This is a genomic window from Streptomyces sp. NPDC048481, from assembly GCF_043200075.1.
Classification (GTDB): Bacteria; Actinomycetota; Actinomycetes; order Streptomycetales; family Streptomycetaceae; genus Streptomyces.
This window is the reverse complement of record NZ_JBICXC010000011.1, coordinates 79,864-93,570: the sequence shown is the minus strand read 5'-3', so window position 1 is coordinate 93,570 and position 13,707 is coordinate 79,864. Positions and strand designations below refer to the sequence as shown.

Sequence of the window (13,707 nt, the reverse complement as noted above, 5' to 3'; positions counted from 1 at the left end):
GCGGCGCACCTGACACGCGCGGACGGGCGGCGATTCGCGCGGGCCTCCCACGCACACCCGCCCCGCCCGCCGGCCGCGGGCGCCCGCGGCCGGCCCTACCCGGCGCTCGCGCCGGAGCCGCCCTCCCCGTCCCCGGAGCGGTCCCCGCTCGGTTCCGCGGACAGGGCGCCGGGCTCCGCGGGGGACGTGGACACCGTCGGCAGCGGGCGCAGGTTCCTGGTCGATTCCTTGAAGCGTTCCAGCGTGCGGCCCAACTGCTGGAAGGGCGAGCCGGAGCGCCGGGCCGGCGCCGGGCGGGGCTCCCCGGTCTCCCCGGCCTCGGCGGCCGCCTCCCGGTACGCGGCCAGCGCCTCGTGGGCGTGCTCGGCCGCCTCCCGGTACAGGTCCCGGGACTGCGTCATCGCCTCCAGCGCCTCCTTGTACATGGCGACGAGCCCGCGTTCCCGGGCCAGCTCCTCTTCCATCGTCAGCAGCTGCCACTGCTCGCGCAGGGTGGTGAGGGCTTCCTCGGCCCCCTCCGGGAGCGGCCTGGGCAGCGCGGCGAAGCGCTGGATCGCGTCGAGCAGCTCGGTGGGGTGGGTGCCGTCCAGGAACACGGTGCGCACCGAGAAGTCGGCGGCGTCGTAGTCCGCCGGGGCGGGCGAGCCGGGCAGCACCAGAGCGCCGCCGCGCGGCACCTCCACCCCCGTCTCCTTGAGGGCCCAGTTCAGGGTGCGCAACTGGTGCGGGGCGGCCCGGTGCTCGACGACCCGGTGCAGCAGACCGGGCGGGAGCAGACGCACCAGCGAACGCCGGCCGCGCTCGTCGGGCGTCATGGCCTCGTGGACGACGACGTGCACCGTCCAGGTGTCCCGCAGGGCGTTGCGCAGCGTGCGCCGCAGCTCCTTGTCGTCCGCGGGCAGCGGGTTGACGTCGAGGTAGCGCTCGCCGGTGACGGTCTCGTGCCCCCACAGGGCGTCCGCCTCCCACGGCCAGAACATGGCGGCGGGCGACGGCCAGCGCAGGTCCCAGGGCCGCTCCGCCTCCGCCGTCAGCGTCCACTCCTGTCCCCGGCCCGACCACTCGGCGAGGGTGAGCCGGGCGCGGACGGTCACGTTCTCGTCCACCGGCCAGCGGGCCTCGAAGGCCAGCTCCGCCCCGGGGGCGCCGGCGTCGGGGAGCTCCTTGAAATCCTGGAGGATCGCGGCGTCCTTGCGTGCCTGGAGGTTCTTGCGCAGGACGTCGGGCGCGGTGGGGCCGGTGTGGCGGCCACGGGACTGCCACACCGTGGAGGGAGTCGTGGGCGGAACGGTCGCGGAGATGTGCGTGACTCCATTCATGAGGGCGAGCGACGACATGGCGGCGAGGTGCGAAGGCCAGTATCGCCCGCCGCGGGGGATGCGCGATCAAGCGGGCGGCGCGGGCGGCGCGCAAGCCGCACCGCCTGTGCCGGGGGTGCGCCTTCCCCACCGCGCGACGCGTCACGCGTACGGATCCGGGCGACCGTGCGCGGGGTGTGCGGCGATCGCGTGGGGAGTGCGCCGCGCACCACGGCCGACGGCCCCGCACCCATGGGCGAGCGGGGCCCGGCCCCCGCAGAATCGCCTCCTGTGGACAGGGCCCGCCCATCCATCCGCGTAGGGGCGAGCCCTGTCCGCGCGCCCTCGGCCGGACCATGCGCGGGCGTGCACGGCGCCGCACGCGGGCGCGCACACACCGGCCCGCACGACCGTGCACCGCGATGCGCGGCCACGCCACCACACGGCAGCGCGCCTTCCACGCGCGTCCCGTGCGCGGCCGGGTCCCGGACCGGACGGCTTCACGAAGCCGTCGGTGTCGCGCCCCCGGGAGCCGGCGCCTCGCTCCTGTCGCTCCCGTCGCCCGCCGAAAGACCCTCGGGCCCGCGGGTGGGCATGCCAGGGGAAAATGCCGAAGCCATCGCTTTCGGCCGCAGGTTTCCGTAGCCTCAGGGGAACCCGAACCACCTTGCGCCGCACCGCACTTGATCCGCTTCCGTCGTCAACGCGCCGAGTCAATGCGCCGAAGGGACAACGGTCATGGCCGTCGAGACCGAGGTTCTGAACGAACTGCACCGGCTGCGCGCCCGGGTGCCGCAGCTGACGGGGGCGCTGGCGGCGAGCACCGACGGTCTGGTCCTCGCCCAGGACATGCCCGACGTGCAGCCCGAAGGGCTGGCCGCGCTCACCGCCGCGGCGCTCGGCGTCGGACGCCGCATGGTCGACCTCTCGGTCGGCGGCGAGTTCTGCGAACTCCTGGTGCGCGGGGCCGGGGGATGCCTCGCGACCTACGCGGCGGGTCCGTCCGCCGTCCTGACACTGGTCGCCGGCGACCGCGTGAACGTCGGGCGGCTGCATCTGGAGGGACGGCGCAGCGGCGCGCGCATCGGCGCGCTCATGGCGACCCGGACCACCGGCGAACGATCCCGGGGCGGCGGAAAGTCGCCTGGGCGTCCGCCCGCGTCGAGCGGCCCCGGCGCGCTGCCGGTCCGCATTCCACCGCAGTCCCGCCCCCGCCCCTGACGCCTGCGGCGGCCCCGAAGGCCCGCGCCGCGCCCCGGGACCCGCCGCCGTCCCGTAGCCCGCTGCCGCTGAAGTCTGCCGCCGCCGAGCGGGCGGGCTCCACCGGTCCGTGACGGCGGCCCGGAGGGACGCGGCGGGCCGGGTCACACCCTGCCGCTGCCGGTCCCCCCGCGCCCGCGCCGCCGCCGGCCGCCGGGACCGCGCCGACCGGCGTCGGCGCGGTCCGGCCCCGTGCCCGGCGCAGGCGCGCTGAACCCGCCCGGCACCAGCCGCGACGACCCCGCGGCCGCGGCCGGGGCCGGCGATCCGGAGGGCGCCGCGCGTCCGACGGCCTCCAGGCCCGCACCCGCACCACCCGCACCACCCGCCTCCGCCCCCTCGTGTAGCCCGGCGCCGTGGGCCGGGCTGCGGGGCGGCGGAGGCGCCGCCCGGCTGAGCACGCGCGCGTGCGGCAGCAACGAGGCGCACGCGGCGCAGACTTCGGTGAGGGTCCACACCTGACCGACCGCCGGGTCGTGCCGCAGGACGAGGACGACCGACCCCGCGCAGGCGACCCGGGTGTCCTCATGCAGCGCGCACTGCTGACGGCGGCACCAGCAAGCGGCGTCGCGGCGCACCGCCGCGGCCCTGGCGTGCGCGGCCGCGTGGGCCTCCGCGAAGCGCCGCAGGGCCGCGAGGTCCCGGGAGCGCGGCGGCATCGCGCACGGCGACGAGCAGGTGACCGACGCCGTGCGGTCCCGGTGTCCGACCACACGGATGGTCCAGCAGCGGCCCGGTCGTCGGGACGACGGGGCGTCAGGGGGCATGAGAACCACGGCACATGTCCTTCGTGGGAAGAGCGGCAGGGCGAGAGGGCGACGGGGCGAGAGGGGGGCCGGACGACCGGGCCGGAGACGAGCGAGGGCGGGGACGATCAGGGGGACGAGAGGTGGAAGGCGGTCCCTGGGGCGGGTCCCGTGCGGTCCGCTACGGCTCGCCGGAAGTGACCTCGCTCACAGCATGCCCGTCGCTCCGCCGGTCATTCACGCCGTGCCCCCTCCGGCCGGCGCACCCCCTGTCGGCCGGTGCCCCTAAGCTCCCCCCATGAGCACTGGGGAACCCCACAGACGGGTCGTCGACGGCCGGTTCGAACTGGTCGAGCGGCTCGGCGGCGGAGGCATGGGACTGGTGTGGCGCGCGCACGATCTGGCGCTCCACCGGGACGTGGCCGTGAAGGAGGTCCGGCCGCCCGACCCGGACCTGGCCGAGTACGACCCCGAAGGCGCGCGCACGCTGCGCGAGCGCGTCCTGCGGGAGGCTCGCGCGCTGGCGCGCGTCCATCACCCCAACGTCGTGACCATCCATCACATCGTCGACGGCGGCGAGGGCACGTTCCCGTGGATCGTGATGGAGTTGGTCGAGGGCGGCTCGCTCCAGGACCGGCTGCGACGCGGCCCGATGCCGCCGCAGGAGGCCGCGCGGCTGGGGCGCGAGGTGCTGGCCGCGCTGCGCGCCGCGCACGCCGTCGGCATCGAGCACCGTGACGTGAAGCCCGCCAACGTGCTGCTGCGCCCCGACGGGCGGCCCGTGCTCACCGACTTCGGCATCGCCGCCGTCCGGGAGTCCGCCCAGCTCACCGCGACCGGCGCCGTCATCGGCTCGCCCGACTTCATGGCGCCGGAGCGGGTCGGAGGCAAGGAGGGCGGGCCCGCCGCCGACCTCTGGTCCCTGGCCATGATGCTGTACGTCGCCGTGGAGGGCAGCCATCCGCTGCGCAGGGCGAGCACGCTGGCCACCCTGGCCGCGGTGCTCGGCGAGGACGTGCCTCCGCCCCGCAGGGCCGGCCCGCTGACCGCCGTCCTCGGCGCGCTGCTCGTGCGGGATCCCGGCGCCCGGCCCGACACGGCGGAGGTCGACCGGATGCTCGCGGCCGCGGCGGGACAGACGCCGCCCGCACCGCCCGCGCCCGCCGCGCCCACGCCGTCGGCGCAGTACGCCGCGCCGACCTCCTATCCCCTCGCCCCGCCCGTGCCGGGCCACGCCACGCCCGCCGTGCCGCACACCGGGCCCGCGCGTCGGACGGCCCGGCCGCGCGCCGCCGTCCTGGCCGGGGCGTTCGGCGCCGCCGCGCTCACGGGCGCCCTGGTGTGGGCGCTGCTCCCGCTCCTGGGCACGGGCGCGAACGGCGACAGCGGCGCCTCGCCCACGCCGCGCGCCGCCGCGTCGTCGAGCGTCTCCGCGACGCCCGCCGCCCGGCAGACGGCCGGCGCGGGTTCCGGCGCGGGGGCCGGTTCCGGCGGGGCCGCGGCGCAGAAGGGCGGCCTGCTCGACGGGGACGGCGTCGAACGCACCGTCGCGAAGCTCACCGCGGCCATGGGCGGGTCGAAGGTCACCAGCCTCGCGGTGTACGAGGAGTACGCGATCGCCGACGCCCCGGTGGCGGGCCGCCCCCGGCTCTACGACCGCTACATGTACCGGGGCGGGGACGTCGCGGTGAAGGACGGCCCCGGCGGCACGGTCATGACCGGCACGCTCTCCGTCGATCTGGGCCTGTACGACTGGGACGCCGTGCCCGCGCTGCTCGCCAGGGCCGCCCGCACCCTGGGCGTCCCCCACCCGACGAGCCGCTATCTCCTGGTCAACCCGGCCTCGACGGTCTTCCGCACCGAGCCGACGATGAGCGTCTACCTGTCCGACGACTACGGCGGCGCGTATCTGAAGGCCGACGTGCACGGCCGGGTGATCGAGACGCATCCCCGCGACGACGGCTGACGACGCCCCCGTCCGGCGTTCCGCCAGTTCGGCGTTTCGGCGTGCTGAATATATCGGCTTCCGATATATTCAGTCCCATGGGATCGAAGAGCATGACCCAGCCCGCCTTCTTCGTGCTGACCGCCCTCGCCGACCAGCCCAGACACGGGTACGGCATCCTGCGCGAGATAGAGGAACTCTCCGACGGCGAGGTCCAGTTGAGGGTGGGCACGCTGTACGGCGTGCTCGACCGGCTCACCGCGGACGGGCTCATCGCCCTGGACCGCGAGGAGGTCCGGCAGGGCAGGCTCAGGCGCTACTACCGCGTCACCGACGAGGGCGTCCGGGCGCTCGCCGCGGAGGCCGACCGCATGGCGGCCGGCGCCGGAGCCGCCCGCCGCCGCATCGCCGAGGGGCGACGGGCCCCGGGCGCCGTCATCCCGCCCGCTCCCGGGCCCGGACTCGCCGGAGGTCTGGCATGACCCGTACGACGACCGGCGCGACGACGCTGCTGGAGGCGCGCTACCGCACCGTTTTGCGCCTGCTCCCCGCGTACTACCGCAGGGAACGCGAGGAGGAGATGGTCGAGGTCTACCTCTGGGACGTCGACCGCGACACCCAGGACCAGAGCCGGCCCACGCTCGGCGAGACCGCGAGCATCGCCGCCCTCGCCGTGCGCACCCGGCTGGGCACGGCGGGCGCCGCGCCGCGCGGCTACGCCCTGCTCGGCTCGTCCGTCCGGCTGTTCGCGCTGGTCGCCGTGCTGCTTCAGGCGGCCGCCGCGGTCGTCGACCGGGCGCTGGAGCTGACCTGGACCGTCAGCGGCGGATCCGCGCAGTGGCACATGTTCCTCACCGGCTTCACCGGGGGCGGGGCGGTCCTCCCGGTCGCCGCCGTGGCGATCTGGGTGCTGCCGCTGCTGTGGACCGTCTCCTGGTTCGCGCTCCTGCACGGCCGGCGCCGCCTCGCGCAGACCGGCGCGCTCCTGGCCGCGCTGCCCAGCCTCTGGCCGTTCGTCGCGCCCCTGGTGACGGACGCCCTGCCGCCGAGCACGCCGTACGCGCCGGTGTCCCTGCTCCTCGCCTGGCTCTCGGCCCTGGCCCTGTGCGCCGCCCACCACCGCGACGCGCCCGCCCCCGCGCTGCCCCTCCTGCCGCCGGGACCGGCCTACCTCGGATGCTGTGTCGTCATGGGCGCCTCGGTCGTCCTGGCGCCGATGGCCGCCGATCCGGTCTGGGCGCCGGCGACCTGCTTCCTGCTGGTGGCCCTCGGGCGCCTCGTGTGGCGGGCCCGGCACGGCCGCGGGGGCGCGGACGCCACCCTGGCGCTCGCCGCCCTGGGGCTGCTGGTCCTCGCGCTGCGGCTCGCCGCGCTGTATCCGTGGCGCGGGATGCCCATGCCCGCCGGCACCCTGGTCGCCTTCGTCCTCCAGGGCACGGCCGCGCTGCTGCTGACGGCCGTCCTCGCCGTCGTCGGCGGCCGCGACCTCGCCCCCCGCTGAGGGGCACAGAGCGGGGAGAGGGGCCCGGCGGACGTCCGCCGAACCCCTCTTTCCGCTCTGTGCGCGTCCGTGCTCACGCGCCGCTTGCGCGCAGCATGTCCTCACGCTCGACGATCTTCACGCGCTCGCGGCCCTGTGGCTCGCCGAGCGCCTTCTCGGCGGCGTCCAGCCGGTACCAGCCCTCCCAGGTGGTGAAGCGGACCTCGCGCTCGGCGAGGAACGCGTCCACGGCCTCGGGCTCGGGGGAGACCGGCGTGTGCAGACGGCCGTTCGCGTGGTCGTCCAGCAGGTTGGCCACCGTCTCGTTGGCGTCGCCCTTGGTGTGGCCGATCAGGCCGATGGGGCCGCGCCGGATCCAGCCCGTCACATACGTGGACTGCAGGTGCCGGCCCGACTCCTCGATGACGCGGCCGCCCTCGTCCGGGACCGTGCCCGAGTCGAGGTCCCACGGCAGCTTCGGCAGCTTGTCGGAGAGGTACCCGACCGCACGGTAGACCGCGCTGACGTCCCAGTCCTTGAACTCGCCGGTGCCCTTGACGTTGCCCGTGCCGTCCAGGGCGGTGCGCTCGGTGCGCAGGCCGACGACCTTGCCGTCCGCGCCGAGGATCTCCGCCGGCGACTCGAAGAAGTGCAGGAACAGCTTGTGCGGGCGCTCGCCCACGTCGCGGATCGCCCAGTTCTCCAGCGTCTTGGCGACCATGTCGGCCTGCTTGTTGCCGCGCCGGGTCGCGATCGAGCCCTCGTCGTAGTCGATGTCCTCGGGGTCGACGATGACCTCGATGGTGGGGGAGTGGTCCAGCTCCCGCAGCTCCATAGGGGAGAACTTCGCCTGCGCCGGGCCGCGCCGGCCGAACACGTGGATCTCCCGCGCCCTGTTGGCCTTCAGGCCCTCGTGGACGTTGGGCGGGATCTCCGTCGGCAGCAGCTCGTCCGCCGTCTTGGCCAGGATCCGGGCCACGTCGAGGGCGACGTTGCCGACGCCCAGGACCGCCACCTTCTCGGCCTCCAGCGGCCAGGTGCGCGGCACGTCGGGGTGGCCGTCGTACCAGGAGACGAAGTCGGCGGCGCCGTACGAGCCGTCCAGGTCGATGCCGGGGACCGACATCTCGCGGTCGGCCGTCGCGCCGGTCGAGAAGATCACCGCGTCGTAGAAGGCGCGCAGGTCGTCCAGGCTGATGTCGCCCGGGTAGTCGACGTTGCCGAAGAGGCGGATCTGCGGCTTGTCGAGGACCTGGTGCAGGGCCGTGATGATGCCCTTGATGCGCGGGTGGTCCGGGGCGACGCCGTAGCGGATCAGGCCGAACGGGGCGGGCATGCGCTCGAAGAGGTCGACGGAGACACCCGGGTCGGCGGCCACAGCGGACTTGAGCAGCGCGTCGGCGGCGTAGATCCCGGCGGGGCCGGCTCCGACAATGGCTACCCGCAGGGGGCGGGGCATGATCAGGTTCCCTTCGAGTGGCGATAGATCGACTCGGGGGAAGCCTAAACTGAGGCATGCCTAACCCGGTACGCGGGTCCGGTCTATGGACTCATAAGCATCCTTTATGAGCGGTGCGGCCGGCCGCCTCTACGGCCGACCGCCCTCACGGCAGGGGCTGTTCGGCCCAGATGACCTTGCCCTTGGGCGTGTAGCGGGTGCCCCAGCGGTCGGTGAGCTGCGCCACCAGGAACAGCCCGCGCCCGCCCTCGTCCGTCATGGCCGCGTACCGCAGATGCGGCGAGGTGCTGCTGCTGTCGGAGACCTCGCAGATCAGGGTGCGGTCGCGCAGCAGCCGCACGCCCACCGGCGCGCTGCCGTAGCGGATCGCGTTCGTCACCAGCTCGCTGAGGATCAGTTCCGTCGTGAAGGACAGTTCCTCCAGGTCCCAGCGCGCCAGCTGCCGGACCACCGCGGCGCGCACCTCGCCGACCGCCGCCGGATCCAGCGGCACGTCCCACTCCGCGACCCGGTCGGCGCCCAGCTCCCGGGTGTGCGCGACGATCAGCGCGATGTCGTCGCTGGGGCGGGCCGGCAGCAGCTCGTCCAGGACGCCCCGGCAGATCTGCTCCGGCGATCCCCCGGCGCCCCGCTCCAAAGAGGCGCGCAACAGCTCCAGCCCGGCGTCGATGTCCCGTTCGCGGTCCTCGACCAGCCCGTCCGTGTACAGCACCAGCCGGCTGCCCTCGGCCAGCTCCAGGTCGACCGTCTCGAACGGCAGCCCGCCCAGCCCCAGCGGCAGCCCGGCCGGGACCTCGACGTACTCCACCCGCCCGTCGGGGTGGACCAGCGCGGGCGGCGGATGGCCGGCCCGGGCGATCGTGCAGCGCCGGGAGACCGGATCGTAGATGGCGTACAGACAGGTCGCCCCCGACACCGGCGCGTTGGCGCTGTCGTCCGACTCGTCCTGGTCGATGCGCGCCACCAACTCGTCCAGTAGCCCGAGGAGTTCCTCCGGGCCCAGATCCAGGGCGGAGAAGTTGTGGACCGCGGTGCGCAGCCGGCCCATGGTCGCCGCCGCGTGCAGCCCGTGACCCACCACGTCGCCCACCACCAGCGCCACCCGGGCGCCCGACAGCGGCAGCACGTCGAACCAGTCACCGCCCACCCCCGCCTGCGCGGGCAGGTACCGGTAGGCGATGTCCAGGGCGTTCTGCTCCGGCAGGGTGCGCGGCAGCAGACTGCGTTGCAGCGTGACGGCCATGCCGTGCTCACGCGTGAAGCGGCGCGCGTTGTCGATGGAGATCGCGGCCCGCGCCACCAGTTCCTCGGCGAGCACCAGCTCGTCCGGGTCGAACGGGTCCGGCCGCTCCGAGCGCCAGAAACTGACCACGCCCAGGATCAGGGCCCCGGTCCGCACCGGCACGGTGATCAGCGAGTGGATGCCGAACTCCACGACCTGCTCTGCGCGTTCCAGGTCCTGGGCGCGCCAGCCCGGCGCATGGGCGAGACGGGCCTCCAGGACGGCGCGCGCCTCGAGCAGACTGCGGCCCTGCGGCGAGCTGTCCACGAACCGGATCCGCTCGCCCACCGCGTACAGCGGCGCCCCCTTGCGGATCGCGCTGACCGCCGTGCGCCGCAGGGCGCCCCGCGCCTCCGGCTCCTCGCCCTCCAGCACGGCGTCGAAGAGGTCGACGGTCGCGAAGTCTGCGAACCTCGGCACGGCCAGCTCCGTCAGCTCCTCGGCGGTACGGGTCACGTCCAGGCTCGTGCCGATGCCGACCCCGGCCGCGTACAGCATGTCGAGGCGCTCACGGGCCGCCTCCGCCCGGCCCGACAGGGCGCGCAGTTCGGTGGAGTCGCGCAGGGTGGCCACGCTGCCCGCCGGCCCGCCCGCGAGGTCGGTGGGCCGCTGGTTGATGGCCAGCAGCCGCTCGCCGACCAGATGCACCTCGTCGGTCACCATCCGCCCGGAGGCGAGCAGTTCCGCGGTGTCGCGGTCCAGGCCCAGGTCGAGGACCTGCCGGCGCTCGGCGTCCGGGGGCAGGTCGAGCAGGCGCTGCGCCTCGTCGTTGGCGAGCAGCAGGTCGCCGTCGCCGCCGACGATGATGACGCCCTCGCGCACGGCGTGCAGCACCGCGTCGTGGTGCTCGTACATGCGGGTCATCTCGCGCGGCCCGAGGCCGTGGGTCTGGCGCAGCAGCCGTCGGCTGACCAGGGCCGTGCTCGCCGTGGCGAGGGCGAGGGCGGCGGCGGCGCTGGCCAGCAGCAGCGGCAGCTGGCGGTCGGCGGTGCCGCCGACGTGCGCCGTGGTGATGCCGGACGACACCAGCCCGACGACCTTCCCGTCGGGCGCGCGCACCGGCACCACCGCCTGGACCAGCCGGCCGATCGTCCCGTCGACCTCCTCGACCACGACTCCGCCGTCCAGCGCGGGCTGAATGGTGCCGACGAACTTCTTCCCGATGCGGTCCGGCTTGGGATGCGTGTAGCGGATGCCGTCGGTGTTCATGACGACGATGAAGTCCATGTCCGAGGCCTTGCGGGCCGCTTCGGCCCGGGGTTGCAGGACCGCCGTCGGATCCGGGCTGTCCAGGGCCGCGACCATGCCCGGCGAGTTGGCGAACGTCTCGGCGACGGCGAGCGACCGGTTGCGGGCCTCCTGCGTCGTGTCGTGCCGCACCTGGAGCAGCAGCGCGACCACGGCGGCCACCACCAGCAGCAGCACGATGACCACTTGCAGGACGAACACCTGCGCGGCGAGACTGCGCCCGCCGAGCGCGGACTCGGGCGTACGCCGGGTCCCCGGATCCCGGGGACGACGGGCCGGCCGGGCATCCGTGCGCCCCAGGAGTCGGACCATGTGCCATGTCTACACTGCCCGGCCGGATGAGGCGAGAGGCGTCACACAGGGTCACAGGACGCGTCTCTCACCCGCGCCGCGAGTGATCCTCCCGGCCGTCGCGCCGGGTGGCCAGGAGCAGGGCGATGTCGTCGGGCCGGTCGGCGGTCTGCCGGGCCAGCGCGGTGAGCCGGTCCGCGACGGCCCCGAGCACGCGTCCGGGAGCGCCGTCGGCCACCGGGCCGGGAGGCCCGCCGAGGGGAGCGCCGCCGGGCCCGCCGGCCCCGGCCAGAGCCCCGCGCAGCACGGCGATGCCCTCGTCGATGTCGTGTCCGGGGCGCTCGACCAGCCCGTCCGTGTACAGGGCGAGGATGGCGCCCGGCTCCAACCGCAGCTCCGTCACCGGGTAATGGGCCCGCGGGTCCACCCCGAGGACCACCCCGCCGGGCAGCTCCACGACCTCGGTCCGGCCGTCCGGGTGGCGCAGCAGCGGCGGCAGATGGCCGGCGCGCGCGGCACGGGCCAGGCCCGTGGCCGGATCGAGCCGGACGTAGCAGCAGCTCGCGAACTGGCCCGGGTCGAGGTCGATGAGCAGCCGGTTCGTGCCGCCCATGACCTCTTGCGGGGGCCGGTCGGAGAGCGCGAACGCCCGCACCGCGCTGCGCAGCTGCCCCATGGTGGCCGCCGCCTGCACCCCGTGCCCCTGCACGTCGCCGATGACCAGGGCCAGGCCGTCCCCGGCCTCCACGACGTCGTACCAGTCGCCGCCCACGTCCATGCCCTCGGTGCCCGGCAGATAGCGGCCGGCGGTCTCCACGCGCGGGTGCTGCGACAGCCGCCGCGGGAGCAGCGCCTGCTGGAGCCCGCGGGCGAGGGCGGCCTCGGTGTCGTAGCGCTGGGCCTTCTCCATCGCGTGGGCGATCAGTCCGGCGAGCGCGGTGAGCACCGTGCGCTCCTCGGAGCCGAAGCTGCGCGAGCGGTCGAAGCCGAGGATGCACGAGCCGACCGGGCGGCCGGAGGCGATCAGCGGGAGGAAGGCCCGGGCGCCCTCCTCCGCGTCCAGGGCGATGCCCGGATAGGCGTCCGCGAGCTGCTGCATCGAGTCGAAGAACAGCGGCCGGCCCGTGGTGAGCGTCTCGACCCCCGGCAGCCGGGCGTCCAGGCCCACCCCTTCGAAGGGCGCGAGGAACCCCTTGGGGAAGCCGGACTCCCAGGCCAGGAACAGGTGCCGCTCCTGGAGCAGGTAGATGGCCAGCATGCGGCCTCCGAACGCGGGCAGCAGCTCCTGCATCACCACCGCCGACACCTGGCGGGCGGTGACCGCTTCGGTCAGCGCGATGGCCAGCACGATGGGCCGGTAGAAGGGGGCGGTCGAGGCGGTCGAGGCGGTCGAGGCGGCGATGTCGGGCGCGGGGGCGTCGGCGTCCGCGGGCTCGGGAGCCGCGTCGTCCGGCACCCGGTTCGCCGGGGTCGCGGTGCAGGTGACGAGATCGGCGCCGGGGTACAGCGAGACGCGCAGCCAGTCCCCCTCGTAGAGGCTTGCGCGTGGTGGCCGGCCGCCGGTGGAGGGGCGCCGCACATGGAAGTGCGCGGGCTCGGGGTCCAGCAGGACGGCCCGCAGGTGTTCCTCGCAGGTGGGCTGGTTCAGCCAGGGCGCGGAGTCCCACAGGGACCGGCCGACCAGCGTCTCGCGCGGCACGCCCAGGAGCTGCCCGGCGCGCGGGTTGGCGTAGACGACGAACCCCATCCGGTCCAGGCAGAACACGCCCTCCGGGAGCAGGTCGGCGGCTCCGTCGGCGAGGGCGCCGGGACCGGGGTCGAGGAGCACCCCCGCGACGCGCGCCGGCGCGGCGGCGGACGCGGCGGGGACGTCGGCCGGGCTCTCCTCGCCCGTCGCCTCCCACAGTTCCAGCAGCCGCAGACCACCCTCCACGGTGCGCAGCCGGACCGGCAGCGGCGGCGGGTCGCCCTGGGCCGTGCGGGCGAACAGGCCGGGCAGCAGCAGGGCGTCCGTGGGGTCGACGGCCCGGACCAGCGCGTCCAGCGTGCCGGGGAAGTCGCCGCCGGGCAGGCCGAGGAGCACGCGCGCGTGGCGGTCCACGGCGACGGCGCCGGTCGCCGGGTCCCAGGAGAACCGGCCGATGCGCCCGGGTGCGGGTCCGGCGGCCGACGGCCGCACGCACAGCGGCTCGTCGTCCCAGGTGACGGCCCGGCCGTCGGCGGCCAGTCGCAGCAGGTCCGCCCCCAGGGCGTCGGCCACCTCCGTCAGCCGCTCGCGGCCGGCCAGCGCCTCGGCCGCGTCCGCGACGGCGGGGCGCAGCACGGTCAGCACCCCGAAGGAGTGGCCGCCCGCGGTGACGGGCACGTGCAGGGAGCCGAACTGGAACGGCAGGCCCGCGGCGAACTGCGGATAGCGGCGCATGGACTCGGTCGCGTTGGCCAGGACCACCGGGACGCCCGTGCGGTGCACCTCGGTCACCGGGAAGGGCCGGTCGACGCTCACCCGCCACCAGGGGCGGAACAGCGGGCCCGGCAGCCCGGTGAGCACGGCCAGCCGCAGCAGACCGGGCGTGGGGGCGCACAGGTACACGCCCCCGGCGCTGCCCTCCGCCGCCCGCAGCGCCTCCGCCACGGTCCCGGTCAGCAGCGCGGGCGGCGGTCCGGACGGCTTCCGCTCGTCCCCGGCGCTCCCAGTCAT

At 75.4% G+C, this 13,707-nt stretch carries 9 protein-coding genes; 4 read left to right on the top strand and 5 right to left on the bottom strand.

Annotation, left to right across the window (positions count from 1 at the left end; all coding sequences use genetic code 11):
- Positions 1-95: 95 nt before the first annotated feature.
- Positions 96-1,319, bottom strand: coding sequence for a hypothetical protein (locus ACGFSH_RS28035; protein WP_393353387.1), 1,224 nt, complete (start codon positions 1,317-1,319; stop codon positions 96-98).
- Between the two features lie 717 nt (positions 1,320-2,036).
- Here ACGFSH_RS28035 and ACGFSH_RS28030 point away from each other — a divergent pair.
- Complete coding sequence (locus ACGFSH_RS28030) at positions 2,037-2,519, top strand: roadblock/LC7 domain-containing protein (protein WP_393353385.1); 483 nt, start codon at positions 2,037-2,039, stop codon at positions 2,517-2,519.
- A 143-nt stretch (positions 2,520-2,662) separates the two neighbouring features.
- Here the strand turns inward: ACGFSH_RS28030 and ACGFSH_RS28025 are convergent, their stop codons facing one another.
- On the bottom strand, positions 2,663-3,325 hold the full coding sequence (locus ACGFSH_RS28025; RefSeq protein WP_393353384.1) for a hypothetical protein: 663 nt from the start codon (positions 3,323-3,325) through the stop codon (positions 2,663-2,665).
- A gap of 277 nt (positions 3,326-3,602) precedes the next feature.
- Between ACGFSH_RS28025 and ACGFSH_RS28020 the strand changes: the two genes are divergently transcribed.
- The 3 genes from ACGFSH_RS28020 to ACGFSH_RS28010 all read left to right on the top strand — a co-directional run bounded on the left by ACGFSH_RS28020 (position 3,603) and on the right by ACGFSH_RS28010 (position 6,750).
- Positions 3,603-5,270 carry a serine/threonine-protein kinase gene (locus ACGFSH_RS28020; protein WP_393353383.1) on the top strand — a complete coding sequence of 556 codons (1,668 nt, stop codon included), beginning with the start codon at positions 3,603-3,605 and terminating at the stop codon, positions 5,268-5,270.
- A 92-nt stretch (positions 5,271-5,362) separates the two neighbouring features.
- A complete protein-coding gene (locus ACGFSH_RS28015; protein WP_393353588.1) occupies positions 5,363-5,731 on the top strand; it encodes a PadR family transcriptional regulator in 369 nt (122 codons plus the stop codon).
- Positions 5,728-6,750 (top strand): hypothetical protein, encoded by a 1,023-nt coding sequence (locus ACGFSH_RS28010; RefSeq protein WP_393353382.1) that lies wholly within the window; start codon positions 5,728-5,730, stop codon positions 6,748-6,750. The genes ACGFSH_RS28015 and ACGFSH_RS28010 overlap by 4 nt, the downstream gene beginning before the upstream one ends.
- A gap of 73 nt (positions 6,751-6,823) precedes the next feature.
- Here ACGFSH_RS28010 and ACGFSH_RS28005 read toward each other — a convergent pair whose 3' ends face one another.
- The 3 genes from ACGFSH_RS28005 to ACGFSH_RS27995 form a co-directional block, all read right to left on the bottom strand.
- The gene (locus ACGFSH_RS28005) at positions 6,824-8,188 is read right to left on the bottom strand and encodes an FAD-dependent oxidoreductase (RefSeq protein WP_393353381.1); all 1,365 of its coding nucleotides are present in this window, start codon (positions 8,186-8,188) and stop codon (positions 6,824-6,826) included.
- 145 nt (positions 8,189-8,333) lie between these two features.
- Positions 8,334-11,030 (bottom strand): SpoIIE family protein phosphatase, encoded by a 2,697-nt coding sequence (locus tag ACGFSH_RS28000; RefSeq protein WP_393353380.1) that lies wholly within the window; start codon positions 11,028-11,030, stop codon positions 8,334-8,336.
- 67 nt (positions 11,031-11,097) lie between these two features.
- A complete protein-coding gene (locus tag ACGFSH_RS27995) occupies positions 11,098-13,707 on the bottom strand; it encodes a SpoIIE family protein phosphatase (protein ID WP_393353379.1) in 2,610 nt (869 codons plus the stop codon).